The 18340-nt window shown below is 52.6% G+C and carries 21 protein-coding genes; 15 read left to right on the top strand and 6 right to left on the bottom strand.

Annotation, left to right across the window (positions count from 1 at the left end; translation table 11 throughout):
• Window positions 1–32: 32 nt before the first annotated feature.
• Entirely contained in the window at window positions 33–278 is a 246-nt protein-coding gene (locus EYY67_RS16560; protein ID WP_131693894.1) for a YheU family protein, read from the bottom strand.
• Window positions 275–1270, bottom strand: coding sequence for a hydrolase (locus EYY67_RS16555; protein ID WP_131693893.1), 996 nt, complete (start codon window positions 1268–1270; stop codon window positions 275–277). The genes EYY67_RS16560 and EYY67_RS16555 overlap by 4 nt, the downstream gene beginning before the upstream one ends.
• A 100-nt stretch (window positions 1271–1370) precedes the next feature.
• On the opposite strand from EYY67_RS16555, the gene EYY67_RS16550 reads away from it, so the two are divergent.
• Window positions 1371–1973, top strand: coding sequence for a LysE family translocator (locus EYY67_RS16550; protein WP_095923778.1), 603 nt, complete (start codon window positions 1371–1373; stop codon window positions 1971–1973).
• 69 nt (window positions 1974–2042) lie between these two features.
• On the opposite strand, the gene EYY67_RS16545 is transcribed toward EYY67_RS16550, so the two are convergent.
• The 3 genes from EYY67_RS16545 to EYY67_RS16535 all read right to left on the bottom strand — a co-directional run bounded on the left by EYY67_RS16545 (window position 2043) and on the right by EYY67_RS16535 (window position 6332).
• Window positions 2043–3098, bottom strand: a complete 1056-nt coding sequence (locus EYY67_RS16545) for a 5-bromo-4-chloroindolyl phosphate hydrolysis family protein (protein ID WP_131693892.1) — start codon at window positions 3096–3098, stop codon at window positions 2043–2045.
• Entirely contained in the window at window positions 3095–4261 is a 1167-nt protein-coding gene (locus tag EYY67_RS16540; RefSeq protein ID WP_411740905.1) for a toxic anion resistance protein, read from the bottom strand. The genes EYY67_RS16545 and EYY67_RS16540 overlap by 4 nt, the downstream gene beginning before the upstream one ends.
• 154 nt (window positions 4262–4415) lie before the next feature.
• Entirely contained in the window at window positions 4416–6332 is a 1917-nt protein-coding gene (locus tag EYY67_RS16535; protein ID WP_095923776.1) for an ABC transporter ATP-binding protein, read from the bottom strand.
• Window positions 6333–6461: 129 nt separating this feature from the next.
• Between EYY67_RS16535 and kefG the strand changes: the two genes are divergently transcribed.
• From kefG to slyD, 4 genes are all read left to right on the top strand, one after another.
• On the top strand, window positions 6462–7016 hold the full coding sequence (kefG, locus tag EYY67_RS16530; protein ID WP_095923775.1) for a glutathione-regulated potassium-efflux system ancillary protein KefG: 555 nt from the start codon (window positions 6462–6464) through the stop codon (window positions 7014–7016).
• Complete coding sequence (gene kefB, locus EYY67_RS16525; RefSeq protein ID WP_095923774.1) at window positions 7016–8824, top strand: glutathione-regulated potassium-efflux system protein KefB; 1809 nt, start codon at window positions 7016–7018, stop codon at window positions 8822–8824. Before kefG ends, kefB begins: the two co-directional genes overlap by 1 nt.
• 78 nt (window positions 8825–8902) lie before the next feature.
• Complete coding sequence (locus EYY67_RS16520; RefSeq protein ID WP_013573660.1) at window positions 8903–9106, top strand: YheV family putative zinc ribbon protein; 204 nt, start codon at window positions 8903–8905, stop codon at window positions 9104–9106.
• Between the two features lie 198 nt (window positions 9107–9304).
• The gene (gene slyD, locus EYY67_RS16515; protein ID WP_095923773.1) at window positions 9305–9910 is read left to right on the top strand and encodes a peptidylprolyl isomerase; all 606 of its coding nucleotides are present in this window, start codon (window positions 9305–9307) and stop codon (window positions 9908–9910) included.
• Between the two features lie 66 nt (window positions 9911–9976).
• Here the strand turns inward: slyD and EYY67_RS16510 are convergent, their stop codons facing one another.
• Window positions 9977–10195 carry a protein SlyX gene (locus EYY67_RS16510; RefSeq protein ID WP_095923772.1) on the bottom strand — a complete coding sequence of 73 codons (219 nt, stop codon included), beginning with the start codon at window positions 10193–10195 and terminating at the stop codon, window positions 9977–9979.
• 292 nt (window positions 10196–10487) lie between these two features.
• Between EYY67_RS16510 and fkpA the strand changes: the two genes are divergently transcribed.
• From fkpA to bfd, 10 genes are all read left to right on the top strand, one after another.
• Window positions 10488–11339: an FKBP-type peptidyl-prolyl cis-trans isomerase gene (gene fkpA / locus EYY67_RS16505; protein WP_131693891.1), complete on the top strand. Its 852-nt coding sequence runs from the start codon at window positions 10488–10490 to the stop codon at window positions 11337–11339.
• A gap of 265 nt (window positions 11340–11604) precedes the next feature.
• Complete coding sequence (locus tag EYY67_RS16500) at window positions 11605–12327, top strand: helix-turn-helix transcriptional regulator (protein WP_013573664.1); 723 nt, start codon at window positions 11605–11607, stop codon at window positions 12325–12327.
• Window positions 12324–12716, top strand: a complete 393-nt coding sequence (gene tusD, locus EYY67_RS16495) for a sulfurtransferase complex subunit TusD (protein ID WP_095923770.1) — start codon at window positions 12324–12326, stop codon at window positions 12714–12716. The genes EYY67_RS16500 and tusD overlap by 4 nt, the downstream gene beginning before the upstream one ends.
• Window positions 12717–12738: 22 nt before the next feature.
• Window positions 12739–13098: a sulfurtransferase complex subunit TusC gene (gene tusC / locus EYY67_RS16490; RefSeq protein ID WP_095923769.1), complete on the top strand. Its 360-nt coding sequence runs from the start codon at window positions 12739–12741 to the stop codon at window positions 13096–13098.
• A 13-nt stretch (window positions 13099–13111) separates the two neighbouring features.
• Window positions 13112–13399, top strand: coding sequence for a sulfurtransferase complex subunit TusB (gene tusB / locus EYY67_RS16485; RefSeq protein ID WP_119825258.1), 288 nt, complete (start codon window positions 13112–13114; stop codon window positions 13397–13399).
• Window positions 13400–13542: 143 nt separating this feature from the next.
• Window positions 13543–13917, top strand: a complete 375-nt coding sequence (rpsL, locus tag EYY67_RS16480; protein ID WP_013573668.1) for a 30S ribosomal protein S12 — start codon at window positions 13543–13545, stop codon at window positions 13915–13917.
• Window positions 13918–14013: 96 nt separating this feature from the next.
• The gene (gene rpsG, locus EYY67_RS16475; protein ID WP_005969574.1) at window positions 14014–14484 is read left to right on the top strand and encodes a 30S ribosomal protein S7; all 471 of its coding nucleotides are present in this window, start codon (window positions 14014–14016) and stop codon (window positions 14482–14484) included.
• Window positions 14485–14580: 96 nt separating this feature from the next.
• Window positions 14581–16695, top strand: coding sequence for an elongation factor G (gene fusA / locus EYY67_RS16470; protein WP_013573669.1), 2115 nt, complete (start codon window positions 14581–14583; stop codon window positions 16693–16695).
• 71 nt (window positions 16696–16766) lie between these two features.
• Window positions 16767–17951 (top strand): elongation factor Tu, encoded by a 1185-nt coding sequence (tuf, locus tag EYY67_RS16460; protein ID WP_095923767.1) that lies wholly within the window; start codon window positions 16767–16769, stop codon window positions 17949–17951.
• A 148-nt stretch (window positions 17952–18099) separates the two neighbouring features.
• Complete coding sequence (gene bfd / locus EYY67_RS16455) at window positions 18100–18294, top strand: bacterioferritin-associated ferredoxin (protein WP_014333588.1); 195 nt, start codon at window positions 18100–18102, stop codon at window positions 18292–18294.
• Window positions 18295–18340: the final 46 nt, after the last annotated feature.

Genomic DNA, 18340 nt, shown 5'->3' with positions numbered 1-18340 from the left:
ACAGGCTGTCCAAATCCATTTTATGATCGTGTTTACCAGTCCTGCGGGGTTTCTTCCTGTCCGGCGCGGAACTGACCGCGCGGCATAATGTTCAGCGTTTCATGCAGTTCTGACCAGACCAGCACGATCTCGCCACTTTTCAGCTGACGTTTTACGTCATCGACTTTTTGCTCCAGCGATCGTTCCTGCTCGCCGTAATCGGTGCCTTCGCGCAATACGAAGGATTCCACCACGCTGGTGAGCAGTTCGGCGTCCAGTTCCTGCCAGGGAATAATCACAATAGGGTTTCCTTTGTCTTTTTCTCTAAATGCGGGGCGATCCAGGCCGGAATGCGTTGTTCCAGCCACATCTGCGGATGACGCAAACTGCCGGACACAAAGCCGACATGTCCGCCGTGTTCGGTGAGCTGATATTCGACGCAAGCTGGCAAATCCTCTGCTTTCGGGATCACTTCCGGCGTCATAAACGGATCGTCTTTGGCGTGGATAATCAGCAACGGCGTTCTGATCTGCGCCAGCAGCGGCAAGGCGCTGCACCGGCGGTAATAATCCAGCGCATCGGCAAAACCGTGAGCTTTCGAGGTAATGGCGTCGTCGAAATCACGAATGCGGCGCATGGCTTTCAGTTGCGCCAGCGTGACGGGCAAGGTGCCCGGATATTTCGCCAGTTTGCGCGTGGCATTGCCTTTGAGCTGACCGAGCAGGTATCGCTGATAAATGCGCGATGAACCGCGCTCCAGCCGGTACGCGCAGGGTTCCAGCATCAGCGGGGCGGACACCACCACGGCGGCGCTCAGCGTACAGGTGTCGCCTTCCTGCCCGAGATAACACGCCAGCATGTTGCCGCCGAGCGAAACACCCACCGCACCGGTCGGGACTTCGCCATAGGTTTCATTAAGCCAGCGGATGAAGAAACGGGCATCTTCGGTTTCACCGGAATGGTAGATGCGCAGCAGTTTGTTCGGCTCACCGCTGCATCCGCGAAAATGCATCACCACGCCGAGCCAGCCCTGATCTTTCCAGGCCTGCAATAACCCGTGGGCATAGGGGCTGTAGAAGCTGCCTTCCAGCCCGTGAAACAGGATCATGCGGGGTTTATGGCGCGCCTGTTCCGGGTCTTCACTCCAGGCTAAATCCAGAAAATCGCCGTCCGGCGTATCAAGTCTTTGCCAGTGAGGTTTGAGTTTTGCATGCCGCCGCACCAGTCGCGGTAACAGCGTCTGGAGGTGAGGATTACTGGCCCCGCGCAGGGGGCGAAAGGATTCAACCATAAGATGAATAAATTTCTCTTAAGAGGCTCTTGTGCGATCAATATCACGCTGTTAGCTTCAATGCTATCGCACATCTTTCGGGTCGGAGTACCCAAATTAAATGGAACTCGGTTTATTTTTATCAATGCTCGGATTTTTATGGGTCGCCGCCATTACCCCCGGCCCGAACAATATGTTGTTAACCACGTCTGGCGCTAACTTCGGTTTCTTCCGCTCAATATGGCTGATGGTCGGCATTATGCTCGGTATGCAAAGTATTTTGCTGCTGGTCGCATTTGGTGTCGGCGGGCTGATCACGGTGTATCCCGCGTTACACCTTTTCCTCAAAATCGCCGGTAGCCTGTATCTGTTGTGGCTGGCATGGAAAATTGCCACGTCGGCTTATGAAAAACTGGAAACCGGCGCGCCGCCACCGAAACCCATTCGCATGTATCAGGGCTGGTTGCTGCAATTTCTCAACCCGAAAGCCTGGCTGATGGGGCTGGGCGCGGTGGCGAGTTTCAGTCTGGCCGGTGCCGCCTATAACCATTCCATTGCCGGTATCAGCCTCGGCATGTTCCTGGTGAATCTGGTGTCCGGCATTATCTGGCTCGGCTTCGGTACCGTGATTGGCCGCCTGCTGCGCAGCAAACGCGCGTGGTACACCTTCAATATCGCGATGGGCATTCTGACCGCCGCCTGCGTGTTGCTGATCTGGCACTAAGCCGATCCGGCACTGACAAAAAAGCCCGCCGGGTTTATTCCGGGCGGGCTTTTGACTTTCAGCGGCAGATTATTTGAAGCCGTCGGTTTTCATCAGATTATCCAGCACACCCATTTCGGTATCCAGCTCAAGCTGATCGTTTTCCAGCAGCCGCTGGTGCTGCTGATCAAACATGCTGCGGATGTCTTTCAGGGTTTGCAGCGTCCGGGCACGGGTTGGTGCATCCCCGGCCTGCTGGCGGCGTAAATTCAGATCTTTGTCGATAAAGGTATTCACGGCAGGCAAATACCGCTGGAAGAAGCGGGTGGCCGGTGTGACATCTTTCGGATCTTCCTGCATACATTTTTGTATACGGCGCGCTGACGAGACGATTTCGGCGATCTCGCTGCGGATTTCCTGCGGGAAGTCGCTCAGCTCAGATTTGTTTTCCAGCTGCGTAATGTCCTGATCAAACGGCCTGTCGGGAATATAGGATGTGGATTTTCTGACCGGTTTATCCTCCGCCCAGACGTCTTCGCGCGGCGTGTCCACCGGTGTGCTTTCCGTTTTTACCGGTTCCCGGCGGCGTAACGTCACGGGCTGAATGTTGTCCACCGGCGCAGGGGAAGGCACGGCGTCGCGGTTTTCGATTTTGCGCAGATGGATCACGGAACCGATCATCACGATGACAAAGGCCACATAGAAAACCGCATAAGGCGCGAAGCTGTAAAATTCGGCATAGGAAATCAGGCCGATGAGCCAGGGCAGCAGCATCCCGGTCAGAGGGAAACGGTACTGCGTGATTAAGCTGAGCAGCAGTGCCGCAGTGGCCATCCAGAAAGGGATCGCCAGGGCATCGCCCGTGAAGGCCCAGATCGCGCCAATGATCACGCTGTAGTACAGGCTCAGGCGGTCATAGAGAAACGTATGAAATAACAGGATGAAGGACATCCACACCAGAACGGAAGAGGCGCCGCTCAGATCTTTCCTGACAACGCTGTCCGCCACGTTGAGATACCCGCTGGCGGTCGCTTTTCCATAGGCAATGGCAGCTATCAACAGCAAAAAATGGAGGAATATCTGCGCGCCCCGTGACTGATGATAGGTGGTGCTGAGTATGTCCGTGTTGTGATTGATTGCCCTCATGACTGCGCGGTCACTTTATTCTGTGAGCTATTTTCCGCTGCAATCGATGCCAGTTTGCTGCGCAGTTCCTGCTCCATTGCGGCCAGTTCTTTTTCCACTTCCGCGCGGCGGGTGCGGGCATTGCTGGCGATCTGCATGGTGTCTTCCAGTGTGCTCAGCAAACGGCCCTGAACATCCCGTAATGTTTCCACGTCCACAATCGAACGTTCCACTTCGGTGGCGGTTTCGATGCTACCGGTCTGCAACAACTCAGCATTGCGGCGCAGCATGGCATTGGTGGTGTCGGCGACATCTTTTTGCAGTCTGGCCGCCTGACGCTGGGAATTGAGCGACAGCGCCAGCACGATCTGGCTTTTCCACACCGGAATGGTGGTCAGAATGCTGCTCTGAATCTTCTCAGCCAGCGACTGGCTGTTGCTTTGCATCAGACGAATTTGCGGTGCGGTCTGGATGGACAGCGTGCGCGTCAGCATCAGGTCGCTCAGGCGGCGTTCGAAACGCTGAACACCTTCGACCAGATCCCGCACATTCTGGGCTTCCATTGCATCGCCGGAAGCCTGCACCCGCGCCTGTGCCGCCGGGATCACGTCGGACTGAATTTGCGCGATCTTCTTTTTGCCCGCCAGAATGTGCAGGCTGATGTCTTTGAAGTAATCACGGTTGCGGATAAAAAGCTGTTCCAGCGTGGCGATATTGCGCAGCAGTTCGGTGATGGTGTTCTGCAATTTTTCGGAAAGCGTATCCACCTGTCCGGCCAGCGTCTGGTATTCCAGTAACGTCCGCTCGACCTTGTTAAACAGTTTTCCGAGTAGCGGGACAGAGGCCAGCAGGCTTTTTTTCTGATCGAACACCGTCAGGTCAATGCCTTTTACTTTACTCAGCAGGTCGGTCAGTTGGGCACCCACTTCGCCCGCGTCTTTGGCGCGCACTTCCTGCATCAGCGATTCGTTAAAGCGCGACATGGCATTCAGGGTTTTTGCACCATAGGCAATCGAGAGCACCGGATCAGTAATGTCGATCTGTGCCGCAATCTCTTCAATTTTTTGTTGTTCTTCTGCACTGATAGCGGGGGTAGATTCACCGGCGTCGGAGGTCAGGTCGGTGGCGAGCTGGGATGATAAAACAGGTTCGGGCAAAGGTTGCGAAGAAGAGATGTCCGTCACGTCATAATCCTTTTAACTTTGGGCGGTTATCGATTGCACAATCGAAAAGATGAAAGGATTTTAACGCGCAACACGCATGACTGCCAGTGAACCCGGCGGGGAGAGATATACCGCCATGCCTGTTACGGACGATGGCGGTTTCAGGGGGGATCTTCTAGTCGAGATCAAAGGCCTTCGACATGTCTTCCAGTTGTTCCTGCGCATCGAGCCAGGTCATTTCGGTCTCTTCCAGCGCGCCTTTCACTTTGGTCTGTTGTTGCAGACATTCAGTGAGTTCGGCTTTACGGCTGATGTCGTAGATCGCGGAATCCGCCAGACGTTCTTCAAGGGTCGCCAGCTCGGTACTCAGTTTTTCCATCTGCGCTTCAAGTTTGGTGATGTGTTTGCGCAGTGGCTGGGTCTGGTTGCGGAAATCGGCTTCGCGACGTTTCTGGTCTTTACGCGATTGCGCGCTGTTCACGCCGCCGTCTTTGGCCGGTGCATCCTGCTGGCTTTCCTGACGCTGAATGTCCACCAGCCACTGCTGATAGTCTTCCAGATCGCCGTCGAACTGTTCCACTTTGCCGCCGTGAACCAGATACAAATCGTCAGTGGTGGAGCGCAGTAAGTGGCGATCATGCGACACAACCACCATCGCGCCTTCGAAGTCGATTAGCGCCTCGGTCAGCGCCTGTCGCATATCGAGATCCAGGTGGTTAGTCGGTTCATCGAGCAGCAGCAGGTTAGGGCGCTGCCAGACGATCAGCGCCAGCACCAGACGCGCTTTTTCACCGCCGGAGAAGCGCCCGGTCGGATCCGTCACTTTATCGCCGTGGAAACCAAAGCCGCCGAGATAATCACGCAGTTGCTGTTCGGTCTCTTTATTTGCCAGACGCACCAGATGTTGCAACGGTGAATCTTCAGCGCGCAGGAATTCCAGCTGATGCTGGGCGAAGTAACCGAGTTTGACGCCTTTTGCCAGCCCGATATCGCCCTGAAGCGGCGGCATAGTGCCAGCCAGCAATTTAATCAGCGTGGATTTACCGGCACCGTTACGCCCCAGCAAGCCGATCCGCGAGCCGGGCACCAGATTCAGTTTGATCGACTCCAGAATGGTGGTGTCGCCGTAACCGGCACTGACTTTTTCCATCCGCAGCAGCGGATCGGGCAAGCTTTCCGGCGAGCGGAAGCTAAAATGAAAAGGATTGTCGACGTGCGCCGGGGCAATCAGCTCCATACGCTCCAGCATTTTGATACGGCTTTGCGCCTGTTTGGCTTTGGTCGCCTGCGCACGGAAACGGTCGATGTAACTTTGCAGATGCGCCACTTTTTCCTGCTGACTTTCAAATAATGCCTGCTGTTGCGACAGTTTGGTCGCCCGCTGGCGTTCGAAAGAGGAGTAGTTACCGGTGTATTCGTTCAGCGACTGCTGTTCGATATGCAGGATTTTATCGACGATCGGATCAAGGAAATCACGGTCATGGGAAATCAGCACCAGCGTGCCGGTGTAGCCTTTCAGCCATTTTTCCAGCCAGATGACCGCGTCCAAATCCAGGTGGTTGGTCGGTTCGTCGAGCAGCAGTAAATCAGAACGGCAAATCAGCGCCTGCGCCAGGTTAAGACGCATACGCCAGCCGCCGGAGAAGGATTTCACCGGTTGCTGCAACTGATTCTGTGTGAAGCCTAAGCCGCTGAGCAGGCTGGCGGCGCGCGCCGGAATGGTCCAGGCGTTAATGGCATCGAGTTTACCGTGCAGCGTGGCGATGGCGTGGCCGTCATCCCGCTCGTTGGCTTGTTGTAATTGTGCTTCCAGCTGGCGGAATTCGCGGTCGCCGTCGATAACATACTCTATCGCAGGCTCGTCCAGAGCCGGTGTTTCCTGGTTGACCCAGGCCAGCGCCCAGTTAGACGGAAAGGTCAGGTTGCCTGCGTCAGCGCTCATTTCACCTTTTAACAGCGAAATCAGGGTGGATTTACCGCAGCCATTTTTGCCCACCAGCCCGACTTTCTGGCCGGGATTGATGGTCGCAGACGCGTTGTCCAGCAGCACATTTGTGCCGCGTCGGATTTGTAAGGAGGAGAAAACAATCATAAAGCGCCGTGTTGAGAGTATGTTAAATTGTCATGAAATTCGTTTAAACAAGACGTATCGCGTCCCATTTAGTCTTTGCGAAGCATGGTAACGGAAAAACCGCACCCTGACGACGCTTTGGAGGTATTGATGTCGCAGCCACCAAAGGTTTTGCTGCTGTACGCCCATCCGGAATCACCCGATTCGGTCGCCAATCGCGTTTTGTTACAACAGGCACAGCGGCTTGAACATGTCACCGTGCATGATTTGTATGCCCACTATCCTGATTTTTTTATTGATATCCACCGCGAACAACAGCTGCTGCGCGAACACAAAGTGATTGTCTTTCAGCATCCTCTTTATACCTACAGTTGCCCGGCGCTATTGAAGGAATGGATGGATCGCGTGCTGGCGCGGGGTTTTGCCAGCGGGGCCGGCGGCAATGCCCTCAACGGCAAATACTGGCGTTCAGTGGTGACCACCGGCGAACCGGAAGGTGCCTACCGTGCGGGCGGCTATAACCGTTATCCGATGTCCGACATTATGCGTCCGTTCGAACTGACATCGGCGATGTGTCATATGCACTGGATGACGCCGATTATTATTTACTGGGCGCGACGTCAGAAACCCGATGTGTTGCAAAACCATGCTGAAGCCTACGGTGAATGGCTGCAATCCCCGTTGCCGCACGGAGGGATCGTCTGATGGACGTATCAAATATTCCGACGGCCATCCTGCTGTTTTTGTTCGCTGCGGTGGTTGCCGTCCCGCTGGCTCAACGTTTGGGTATCGGCGCGGTGCTGGGCTATTTGCTGGCCGGGATTGCCATCGGTCCGTGGGGGCTGGGCTTTATCCGCGACGTGGATGAAATTCTGCATTTCTCCGAGCTGGGTGTGGTTTTCCTGATGTTTATCATCGGGCTGGAACTGAACCCCGGAAAGCTGTGGGCGCTGCGGCGGCAAATTTTTGGCGTCGGCGCCGGGCAGGTGGTCCTGACTGCGCTGGTGCTTGGCGGTTTGTTATATCTGACGAAGTTTTCCTGGCAGGCGGCGGTGATCGGCGGTATCGGGCTGGCGATGTCTTCCACCGCGATGGCATTGCAGCTGATGCGCGACAAAGGCATGACGCGTAACGAAGGCGGTCAGCTGGGTTTCGCCGTGCTGCTGTTCCAGGATATTGCGGTTATTCCGGCACTGGCGCTGATCCCGATCCTCGCGGGCGGTTCGGAAGGCAGCAATAACTGGGAAATGATCGGCCTGAAAGTGCTGGCCTTTGGCGGCATGTTGATCGGCGGACGTTATCTGCTGCGGCCGATTTTCCGGCTGATTGTGGCCTCCGGCGTGCGTGAAGTGTTTACCGCTGCCGCATTGCTGGTGGTACTCGGTTCGGCGCTGTTTATGGATACGCTGGGCTTCTCGATGGCGCTCGGTACTTTTATCGCCGGGATTTTACTGGCAGAAAGTGAATATCAGCACGAACTGGAAATCGCTATCGAGCCATTTAAGGGTTTACTGCTCGGGCTGTTCTTTATTTCCGTCGGCATGGCGCTGAATCTGGGCGTGCTGTACACCCACATTTTGCTGGTGCTGGCAGGCGTGATTATTCTGGTGACGGTGAAAGGTGCGGTGTTATACGGGCTGTCCCGCGTGTTTGGTTTGCGCACTTCAGTCCGGCTGCAATTTTCGGCGGTGCTCAGTCAGGGCGGTGAATTTGCTTTCGTGCTGTTCTCGGCGGCAGGGGCGCAGAAAGTGATTTCCTCCTCGCAGCTTTCCCTGTTGCTGGTGGTGGTGACGATATCGATGATGACCACGCCGTTGCTGATGCAGTGGGTCGACCGGATCCTGGTCAAACGCTACAACGACGGTGAAGAAAGCGACGAAAAACATTTTGTGCAGGATGATGAGCCTCAGGTGATCATTGTCGGCTTCGGCCGTTTCGGCCAGGTGATCGGGCGTTTGCTGATGGCCAACAAGATGCGCATTACCGTGCTTGAGCGGGATATCAGTGCTGTCGGGCTGATGCGCACATACGGCTACAAGGTGTATTACGGCGATGCCACCGAACTGGAGCTGCTCAGGGCATCCGGCGCGGAGAAGGCGAAATCCATCGTCATTACCTGTGATGAACCGGCAGACACCATGACCATCGTGCATTTGTGTCAGCAGCATTTTCCGCATCTGAATATTCTGGCGCGCGCACGCGGACGCGTGGAGGCACACGAATTGTTGCAGGCGGGTGTGGTGAATTTCTCCCGCGAGACCTTTTCCAGCGCGCTTGAACTGGGTAAGAAAGCACTGGTCACGCTGGGTATGCATCCGCACAGTGCGTACCGCGCGCAGCAGCATTTTCGTCGTCTCGACATGCGCATGTTGCGTGAACTGGTACCGCAAAACCGTGGCGATGTGGCGCAGATTTCCCGTGTGAAAGAAGCCCGGCGCGAGCTGGAAGACATTTTCCAGAGTGAAATGCATAACGAACGTCGCCAGCTTGATGGCTGGGACGATGACGAATAGTCCGGTCGCGGAAAAATAATTTCGGTGGTTGATCGAAAACTGACCGGACGCAATGTCGGCAATTTTTGGAGAAGTAATATGGCTACAACCCGTAAACGGTTCATCGCTGGCGCGGTGTGTCCGAAATGTAAGGCGATGGATACACTGGCTTTATGGCAGGAAGATCAGGTTGAAGTGGTGGAGTGCGTGAAGTGCGGACACCATCAGCGTCAGACGGATGCGCAGGTCAGTAAGAAGCTGCGTCCGGAAGAGCAGGTGATTGGTATTTTCGATCCGAAGTAGCGTTATCGCCCGTGTTTTTTTATGCTGTTAGTACAGAGACGCGGATTTCCGCTACACTCTTCGCCAAATTTATCCGGTCACGCTTTTCAGGATGATCTCATCGAAAGGCGTCCGTCACTGAATTAGCCTTAAGCGAAGTAGCGTGCGTTATGCAACGCCCGCAGACAACAAATTGAGTTTCCAACGGTAGGAGTTATCATGAAAGTAGCAAAAGACCTGGTCATCAGCGTGGCATATCAGGTACGTACAGAAGACGGTGTGTTGGTTGATGAATCTCCGGTGAGCGCGCCGTTGGATTACCTGCACGGCCATGGTTCCCTGATCTCCGGTCTGGAAACTGCCCTGGAAGGTCATGCCATTGGTGACGTATTCGACGTGCATGTTGGCGCGAATGACGCTTACGGCAACTACGACGACAATCTGGTTCAGCGCGTCCCTAAAGACGTATTCATGGGCGTTGACGAACTGGAAGTGGGTATGCGTTTCCTGGCTGATACCGATCAGGGCCCGGTTCCTGTCGAAATCACTGAAGTAGATGGCGATCACGTTGTGGTTGATGGCAACCATATGCTGGCTGGCCAGAACCTGAACTTCCACGTTGAAGTTGTGGCAATCCGTGAAGCGACCGAAGAAGAACTGGCTCATGGCCACGTTCACGGCGAACACGGCCATGATCATGGTCACGACCATGAACACGGTGACGGTTGCTGCGGTGGCCACGGTCACAGCCATGATCACGACCATGACCATGACCACGGTAAGAAAGGTGGTTGCGGCGGTAACGGCGGCTGCGGTTGTCATTAATCGCCCGCACAGTGATATAAACGAAAGGCGCCGCAAGGGCGCCTTTTTGTTGCGTCGCAATCCGTATCAATAATGCGGGGGCGGCGTTTCTTCCGACTGATCGGCAATCATTGATGGCTGGCTGGCGCGCAGTTTGTCTGTCAGCAGGCGCAGATGGTCGTGCAATCTGCTCATTTCCAGCTGATGCTGTGTGACGATCAAATTCAGCTCTTCAATCGTGATTTCCTGAAAAGCCAGTTTGTTTTCCAGCATCTCCAGACGTTGTTCAACGGTATCTGAGTTCATCATCATTTCCTCGCTGTGTGGCTCAAATTGATCAGGTCGAGCACTGACCGGAACCTCATCCTGTATTGTAGACCGGCGATTCTACCCGTAAACCCCTCTGATTACCTGACCTCTGCGGCGCTTTATCTTCGCTCTCCATGACCCGACGAAACTAATTGATGTAAAAAAGGTCTGAATATGACGCTAATGGCGTGTATAGAGATTGTTTTGTCGTGAGACGGACAGTTATAGTAACCGCCGAACTTTCGTAATTATTACCAGAGGTCATACGCTTCTGGTCCTGGAGAAATGGATGAAATCACTGTTTAAAGTAACTCTGCTGGCAACCACCATGGCGCTTGCCCTGAATGCCACTCAGGTTATGGCTGCTGAAGCCACCGCACCGGCCGCTGCTGCACCTGCGCCAGCCGCTGCAGCTGCTCCGGCAGCAACAGATACGACCAAGTTTAAAAGTGATGACGAGCAGGCGGCATACGCTCTCGGCGCATCATTGGGTCGCTACATGGACAACTCCCTGAAAGAACAAGAAAAACTGGGCATCAAACTGGATAAAGACCAGTTGATCGCGGGTGTTCAGGACGCGTTTGCTAACAAAAGCAAACTGTCTGATCAGGAAATCGAGAAGACTCTGCAAACCTTCGAAGGCCGTGTGAAAGCTTCTGCACAGGCTAAGATGGAACAAGACGCTAAAGCTAACGCTGACAAAGGCGACAAATTCCGTGCTGATTTCGCCAAAGAAAAAGGCGTGAAGAAGACTGAATCCGGCCTGCTGTATCAGGTAGAAAAACCAGGTACCGGCGCAGCGCCTAAAGACAGCGATACCGTTGTCGTCAACTACAAAGGCACGCTGACCGACGGTACAGAGTTCGATAACTCTTACACCCGTGGTGAGCCGCTGTCCTTCCGTCTTGACGGTGTGATCCCAGGCTGGACCGAAGGCCTGAAACACATTAAGAAAGGCGGCAAAATCAAGCTGGTCATTCCACCGGAACTGGCTTACGGCAAAACGGGCGTCCCGGGGATCCCGGCTAACTCCACACTGGTGTTCGATGTTGAACTGCTGGATGTGAAAGCTGCGCCTAAAGCGGATCCAAAAACAGCAGAGAAACCTGCTGAAGCAGAAGCGGCACCAAAAGCAAACTAAGTGGGTGTCGGGTTACTGTTCGGAAACCGTCGCTTAACGCGGCGGTTTTTTTTCGCCCGTCACTTTTCTCTGTACCCGCCCCTCTTTTTGTTGCGGTTACTCTATGATGATAACTTGACGCTTTTGTCTCCCCGGCATAACGTCACAGATCCATATAATCGTAAGGCCGTTTTTTCTGTATTTTTGATACAGTAACGACCCTGAAATGATGAATAATGCGTCCTGACTCCCGTTGGAAGGCGCGATATAGAGGGTGGTAGCTTCGATGTCTAATTCGCTTATAACTGGCGAAACCGGCGAACTGGATTTGCTGGACCAACGTCCTTTCAGCCAGGTCGATCATGAGATTTTGTCTTCATATGAGGCCGTGGTGGATGGACTGGCAATGCTGATTGGTGAGCATTGCGAAATTGTTCTGCATTCTCTGGAAGACCTGAAATGTTCGGCGGTTCGTATCGCTAATGGTGAGCATACCGGCCGTAAGATCGGCTCACCAATTACTGATCTGGCATTGCGCATGTTACATGACATGACCGGTGCGGACAGCAATGTGTCCAAAGCCTATTTTACCCGCGCGAAAAGCGGTGTGCTGATGAAGTCGGTCACCATCGCCATCCGCAACCGTGAGCAGCGTGTGATTGGCCTGCTGTGCATTAACATGAATCTTGACGTGCCTTTCTCGCAAATCATTCAGACCTTTATGCCGCCTGAGACGCAGGAAGTCGCCTCGTCGGTGAACTTCGCGTCATCCGTCGATGATCTGGTCGCGCAGACGCTGGAATTCACCATTGAAGAAGTGAACGCGGACCGCAACGTTTCTAACAATGCGAAGAATCGTCAGGTGGTACTGAATCTTTATGAAAAGGGTATTTTTGATATCAAAGATGCCATTAACCAGGTGGCTGATCGCCTGAACATTTCCAAGCACACGGTCTACCTGTATATCCGCCAGTTTAAAAGCGGTGATCTGGTGGGGAACGAACGTTGAAACTGCGTTACTGTCTGCTGGTCACCGGCCCTGCGTATGGCACGCAACAGGCCAGTGCCGCCTATCAGTTTGCTCTCGCGCTGATCGCCAGCGGTCACCAGCTCGACAGCGTGTTTTTTTATCGCGAAGGGGTGCTCAACGGCAATGTGCTTTCTGCTCCCGCATCGGATGAATTCGATCTCGTGCGTTCCTGGCAACGGATGGCGGCAGATTATCAGGTGGCGCTCAATGTCTGTGTTGCTGCCGCATTACGCCGTGGCGTGATCGACGAAACGGAAGCCCATAATCAGGGGCACGGGCAGACAAATTTACAACCGGGTTTTACCCTGACCGGGCTGGGCAGTCTGGCGGAAGCCTCGCTGACCTGCGACCGTCTGGTGCAGTTCTGATGCGTGAGGGCAGGGAACAAAAATGAAAAAGATCGCGTTTGTGTTCACGCAGGGACCACATGGAACATCCGCAGGCCGTGAAGGACTGGATGCCTTGCTGGCCACCTCCGCCCTGACCGAAGACATTGGTGTCTTTTTCATGGCGGATGGCGTTTTTCAGTTAATGCCATCCCAGCAGCCGGAAAAAATTTTAGCGCGTAATTATATTGCCACGTTCGGCGTGTTATCTCTTTACGATGTCGATCAGTGTTTCGTTTGCGAAACGTCTTTGAAGACGCGGGGTCTGTCTGCCGGACACGACTGGGTTCTGGACGTCGAGCCGTTATCAGTGGCTGAAATTCGCGGACGACTGGCTGATTATGATGTGGTAATGACGTTTTAATTCAGGATATTCCATGCTTTTTACGCTTGCACATTCCCCGCAACATTGTGATTTCTCACTGCTTATTAATATGGTTGCTCAGGACGATGCACTATTGCTGATGCAGGATGGCGTACTGGCCGCACTGGATAGCAGTGAGGCATGTGACCGGATGATTCAACAGGTGCAGTCAGTCTATGTGTTGAGCGAAGATTTAGCTGCCCGGGGATTGGTTGGTCAAATTTCGCACAAAATCACGTTGATCGACTATACTGGATTCGTCGCGCTGACTGAGAAACATGCCCAGCAAACAGCATGGTGAATCACTGATGTGCTGTATATTTCTTGACACCCTCATAGGTCAGCCCTAAAATTCTGCGTCCCCATATTAGCTAATGCTTTTTATGGGGCGATTTATCACGCGTTTACAAAGTAGTTTATGAACCAAAATCCAGGAGCTTTTTAATGGCAACAATTAATCAGCTGGTACGCAAACCACGCTCTACGAAGGTTGCTAAAAGCAACGTTCCAGCGCTGGAAGCTTGCCCGCAGAAACGTGGCGTATGTACTCGTGTATATACTACCACCCCTAAAAAACCAAACTCCGCACTGCGTAAAGTATGCCGTGTGCGTTTGACTAACGGTTTTGAAGTTACCTCCTACATCGGCGGTGAAGGTCATAACCTGCAGGAACACTCCGTGATCCTGATCCGTGGCGGTCGTGTAAAAGACTTGCCAGGTGTGCGTTATCACACCGTCCGTGGCGCACTGGACTGTTCAGGCGTTAAGGATCGTAAGCAATCTCGTTCTAAATACGGCGTTAAAAAGCCGAAGTCTTAATGGTTCTCCGTTAAGTAAGGCCAAACATTTTCACTTTACTGTCAAAATAAACTCTTAGAGTTTTGGACAATCCTGAATTAACAACGGAGTATTTCCATGCCACGTCGTCGCGTCATTGGTCAACGTAAAATCCTGCCAGATCCTAAGTTCGGATCCGAACTGCTGGCAAAATTCGTCAACATTCTGATGGTAGATGGTAAAAAATCTACTGCAGAAGCAATCGTCTACACTGCTCTTGAGACCCTGGCTCAACGTAGCGGTAAAGGCCACCTGGAAGCTTTCGAAGTCGCACTGGACAACGTTCGTCCGACTGTCGAAGTTAAGTCCCGCCGCGTAGGTGGTTCTACTTATCAGGTTCCAGTTGAAGTCCGTCCGGTTCGTCGTAATGCTCTGGCAATGCGTTGGATCGTTGAAGCTGCTCGTAAACGCGGTGATAAATCCATGGCTCTCCGCCTGGCGAACGAACTTTCTGATGCTGCAGAGAACAAAGGTACTGCAGTTAAGAAACGTGAAGACGTTCACCGTATGGCTGAAGCCAACAAGGCGTTCGCCCACTACCGCTGGTAATCACTTCGCTGTAGTTATGCTAACCAAGCGGGCGCTTCAAGAAGCCAACCCGCTTGGGTTAACTGAACTTGAACGTCCTAGTTATAGAGGAATCAAATGGCTCGTAAAACACCCATTGAGCGCTACCGTAACATTGGTATCAGTGCTCACATCGACGCCGGTAAGACAACCACTACCGAACGTGTTCTGTTCTACACCGGTGTAAACCACAAAATCGGTGAAGTTCATGACGGCGCAGCTACCATGGACTGGATGGAGCAGGAGCAGGAACGTGGTATTACCATCACGTCCGCTGCGACGACCTGTTTCTGGTCAGGTATGGCTAAGCAGTTCGAACCACACCACATCAACATCATCGACACCCCAGGGCACGTTGACTTCACCATCGAAGTTGAACGTTCCATGCGTGTTCTTGATGGCGCGGTAATGGTTTACTGTGCTGTTGGTGGTGTTCAGCCACAGTCTGAGACCGTATGGCGTCAGGCAAACAAATATAAAGTTCCACGTATCGCGTTCGTTAACAAAATGGACCGTATGGGTGCTAACTTCCTGAAAGTTGTTGATCAGATTGAAAAACGTCTGGGCGCAACTCCGGTGCCACTGCAACTGGCAATCGGCGCGGAAGAGAAATTCACCGGTGTTGTTGACCTGGTGAAGATGAAAGCTATCAACTGGAACGAAGCTGATCAGGGCGTTACCTTCGAATACGAAGAAATCCCTGCAAACATGCAAGAACTGGCTGAAGAATGGCGTCAGAAACTGGTTGAGGCCGCTGCTGAAGGCTCTGATGAGCTGATGGAGAAATTCTTTGGTGGCGAAGAGCTGACTGAAGAAGAGATCAAAACTTCTCTGCGTAAGCGCGTTCTGAACAACGAAATCATCCTGGTTACCTGTGGTTCTGCGTTTAAAAACAAAGGTGTACAGGCAATGCTGGATGCTGTTGTTGAGTATCTGCCAGCACCAACTGACGTTGAAGCTATCAACGGTCTGTTGGATGACGGTAAAGACACTCCGGCAGTTCGCCATTCTGACGATTCAGAGCCGTTCTCTGCTCTGGCGTTCAAAATCGCTACTGACCCATTCGTGGGTAACTTGACGTTCTTCCGTGTTTATTCCGGTCTCGTCAATTCAGGTGACACTGTATTTAACCCAGTGAAATCTCAGCGTGAACGTCTGGGTCGTATCGTTCAGATGCATGCTAACAAGCGTGAAGAAATTAAAGAAGTTCGTGCAGGCGATATCGCTGCAGCGATCGGTCTGAAAGACGTGACTACAGGTGATACCCTGTGTGATCCAGATAACGTGATTATCCTGGAACGCATGGAATTCCCTGAGCCGGTAATCTCCGTTGCGGTAGAACCAAAAACCAAAGCTGACCAGGAAAAAATGGGTCTGGCTCTGGGCCGTCTGGCGAAAGAAGACCCATCATTCCGCGTTTGGACTGATGAAGAGTCTGGTCAGACAATCATCGCAGGTATGGGTGAGCTTCACCTGGATATCCTGGTTGACCGTATGCGTCGTGAATTTAACGTTGAAGCTAACGTCGGTAAGCCGCAGGTTGCATACCGTGAAGCTATCCGCGCTAAAGTTACCGATGTTGAAGGTAAACACGCTAAGCAGTCTGGTGGTCGCGGTCAGTATGGTCACGTTGTGATCGACATGTACCCATTAGAACCTGGCACAAATCCGAAAGGATATGAGTTTGTCAACGAAATCAAAGGCGGTGTAATTCCTGGTGAATTCATCGGCGCGATTGACAAAGGCATCCAGGAACAGCTGAAGTCTGGTCCACTGGCCGGTTACCCGGTAGTAGATCTGGGCGTGCGTCTGCACTTCGGTTCTTACCATGACGTCGACTCCTCTGAGCTGGCGTTTAAACTGGCCGCTTCTATCGCCTTCAAAGATGGCTTTAAGAAAGCGAAACCAGTTCTGCTTGAGCCGATCATGAAGGTTGAAGTAGAGACTCCGGAAGAGAACACTGGTGACGTCATCGGTGACCTTAGCCGTCGTCGTGGTATGCTGAAAGGCCAAGAATCTAACGCTACTGGCGTTGTGATTCATGCTGAAGTTCCGCTTTCCGAAATGTTCGGTTATGCAACTCAGCTGCGTTCACTGACCAAAGGCCGTGCATCTTACTCCATGGAATTCCTGAAGTATGATGATGCGCCAAATAACGTGGCCCTGGCCGTTATTGAAGCTCGTGGCAAATAAGCCACAGTTTTAAACACAATGATCCCGTGCTCTCTCTATGAAGGGAGAGCACAAGAGTAAGGAATATAGCCGTGTCTAAAGAAAAATTTGAACGTAACAAACCGCACGTCAACGTTGGTACTATCGGCCACGTCGACCACGGTAAAACTACCCTGACTGCAGCAATCACTACCGTTCTGGCTAAAACCTACGGCGGTTCTGCACGCGCATTCGACCAGATCGATAACGCACCAGAAGAAAAAGCTCGTGGTATCACCATCAACACTTCCCACGTTGAATATGACACCCCGACTCGTCACTACGCGCACGTTGACTGCCCAGGGCACGCCGACTACGTGAAAAACATGATCACCGGTGCTGCTCAGATGGACGGCGCTATCCTGGTTGTTGCTGCAACTGATGGCCCTATGCCTCAGACTCGTGAGCACATCCTGCTGGGTCGCCAGGTTGGCGTTCCATACATGATCGTGTTCATGAACAAATGCGACATGGTTGATGATGAAGAGCTGCTGGAACTGGTAGAAATGGAAGTTCGTGAACTTCTGTCTGCTTACGAATTCCCAGGCGACGACATCCCGGTCATCAAAGGTTCAGCGCTGAAAGCACTGGAAGGCGATGCAAATTGGGAAGCGAAAATCATCGAACTGGCAGAAGCACTGGACAGCTACATTCCATTGCCAGAGCGTGCTATCGATAAGCCATTCCTGCTGCCAATCGAAGACGTATTCTCCATCTCCGGTCGTGGTACAGTTGTTACCGGTCGTGTAGAGCGCGGTATCGTTAAAGTGGGCGAAGAAGTTGAAATCGTTGGTATCAAGGACACTGTTAAGTCTACTTGTACTGGCGTTGAAATGTTCCGCAAACTGCTGGACGAAGGCCGTGCTGGTGAGAACGTTGGTGTTCTGCTGCGTGGTATCAAACGTGAAGACATCGAACGTGGTCAGGTTCTGGCTAAACCAGGTTCAATCAAACCACATACCAAGTTTGATTCTGAAGTGTACATCCTGAGCAAAGATGAAGGTGGTCGTCATACTCCATTCTTCAAAGGCTACCGTCCACAGTTCTACTTCCGTACAACTGACGTGACCGGTACTATCGAACTGCCAGAAGGCGTTGAGATGGTAATGCCTGGTGACAACGTGAACATGGTTGTTACCCTGATCCACCCAATCGCGATGGATGACGGTCTGCGTTTCGCAATCCGTGAAGGCGGCCGTACTGTAGGCGCTGGTGTTGTTGCTAAAGTTATCGCTTAATCGCTGATAATTTTTGCAAAATAAAAAGGGTGCTTCGGCACCCTTTTTTATTGCCTGAAATTTGTTCTCAGAAGTATGCAAACTGCATTTGCAATAATAACCATTCTCATTTACAGTTAGGTCAGGTTTTGTTCGAAGTGTGGTCTCTATGTACGTGTGTTTATGCAACAGTGTCAGTGATAAAACGATACGGCAGGCAGTTCGTCGTTATCAGCCTCAGACGTTTCAGCAGCTCAGAAATTTTGTTCCGGTGGGCACGCAGTGCGGTAAGTGTGTCCGTGTCGCGCGGCAGATAATGGAAGATGAATTACAACAGATACCCCAATTCGACAATATCGCCTGAAAATACATCGCTAAAAAGTAGGTGTTTTCTTTGACTTACTCTGAAC

Origin of the sequence: Rahnella victoriana (assembly GCF_004330295.1) — a bacterium.
GTDB classification, from domain to species: Bacteria; Pseudomonadota; Gammaproteobacteria; order Enterobacterales; family Enterobacteriaceae; genus Rahnella; species Rahnella victoriana.
The sequence above is the reverse complement of the archived record's forward strand: the minus strand, read 5'-3'. Positions and strand labels throughout refer to the sequence as shown.

Bases quoted from the DNA above. Each gene is read 5' to 3' on its own strand.
- EYY67_RS16555 (WP_131693893.1), bottom strand. From the start codon at position 1,270: ATGGTTGAATCCTTTCGCCCCCTGCGCGGGGCCAGTAATCCTCACCTC.
- EYY67_RS16550 (WP_095923778.1), top strand. From the start codon at position 1,371: ATGGAACTCGGTTTATTTTTATCAATGCTCGGATTTTTATGGGTCGCC.
- EYY67_RS16545 (WP_131693892.1), bottom strand. From the start codon at position 3,098: ATGAGGGCAATCAATCACAACACGGACATACTCAGCACCACCTATCAT.
- EYY67_RS16535 (WP_095923776.1), bottom strand. From the start codon at position 6,332: ATGATTGTTTTCTCCTCCTTACAAATCCGACGCGGCACAAATGTGCTG.
- kefG (WP_095923775.1), top strand. From the start codon at position 6,462: ATGTCGCAGCCACCAAAGGTTTTGCTGCTGTACGCCCATCCGGAATCA.
- kefB (WP_095923774.1), top strand. From the start codon at position 7,016: ATGGACGTATCAAATATTCCGACGGCCATCCTGCTGTTTTTGTTCGCT.
- EYY67_RS16520 (WP_013573660.1), top strand. From the start codon at position 8,903: ATGGCTACAACCCGTAAACGGTTCATCGCTGGCGCGGTGTGTCCGAAA.
- slyD (WP_095923773.1), top strand. From the start codon at position 9,305: ATGAAAGTAGCAAAAGACCTGGTCATCAGCGTGGCATATCAGGTACGT.
- EYY67_RS16510 (WP_095923772.1), bottom strand. From the start codon at position 10,195: ATGAACTCAGATACCGTTGAACAACGTCTGGAGATGCTGGAAAACAAA.
- fkpA (WP_131693891.1), top strand. From the start codon at position 10,488: ATGAAATCACTGTTTAAAGTAACTCTGCTGGCAACCACCATGGCGCTT.
- EYY67_RS16500 (WP_013573664.1), top strand. From the start codon at position 11,605: ATGTCTAATTCGCTTATAACTGGCGAAACCGGCGAACTGGATTTGCTG.
- tusC (WP_095923769.1), top strand. From the start codon at position 12,739: ATGAAAAAGATCGCGTTTGTGTTCACGCAGGGACCACATGGAACATCC.
- tusB (WP_119825258.1), top strand. From the start codon at position 13,112: ATGCTTTTTACGCTTGCACATTCCCCGCAACATTGTGATTTCTCACTG.
- rpsL (WP_013573668.1), top strand. From the start codon at position 13,543: ATGGCAACAATTAATCAGCTGGTACGCAAACCACGCTCTACGAAGGTT.
- rpsG (WP_005969574.1), top strand. From the start codon at position 14,014: ATGCCACGTCGTCGCGTCATTGGTCAACGTAAAATCCTGCCAGATCCT.
- fusA (WP_013573669.1), top strand. From the start codon at position 14,581: ATGGCTCGTAAAACACCCATTGAGCGCTACCGTAACATTGGTATCAGT.
- bfd (WP_014333588.1), top strand. From the start codon at position 18,100: ATGTACGTGTGTTTATGCAACAGTGTCAGTGATAAAACGATACGGCAG.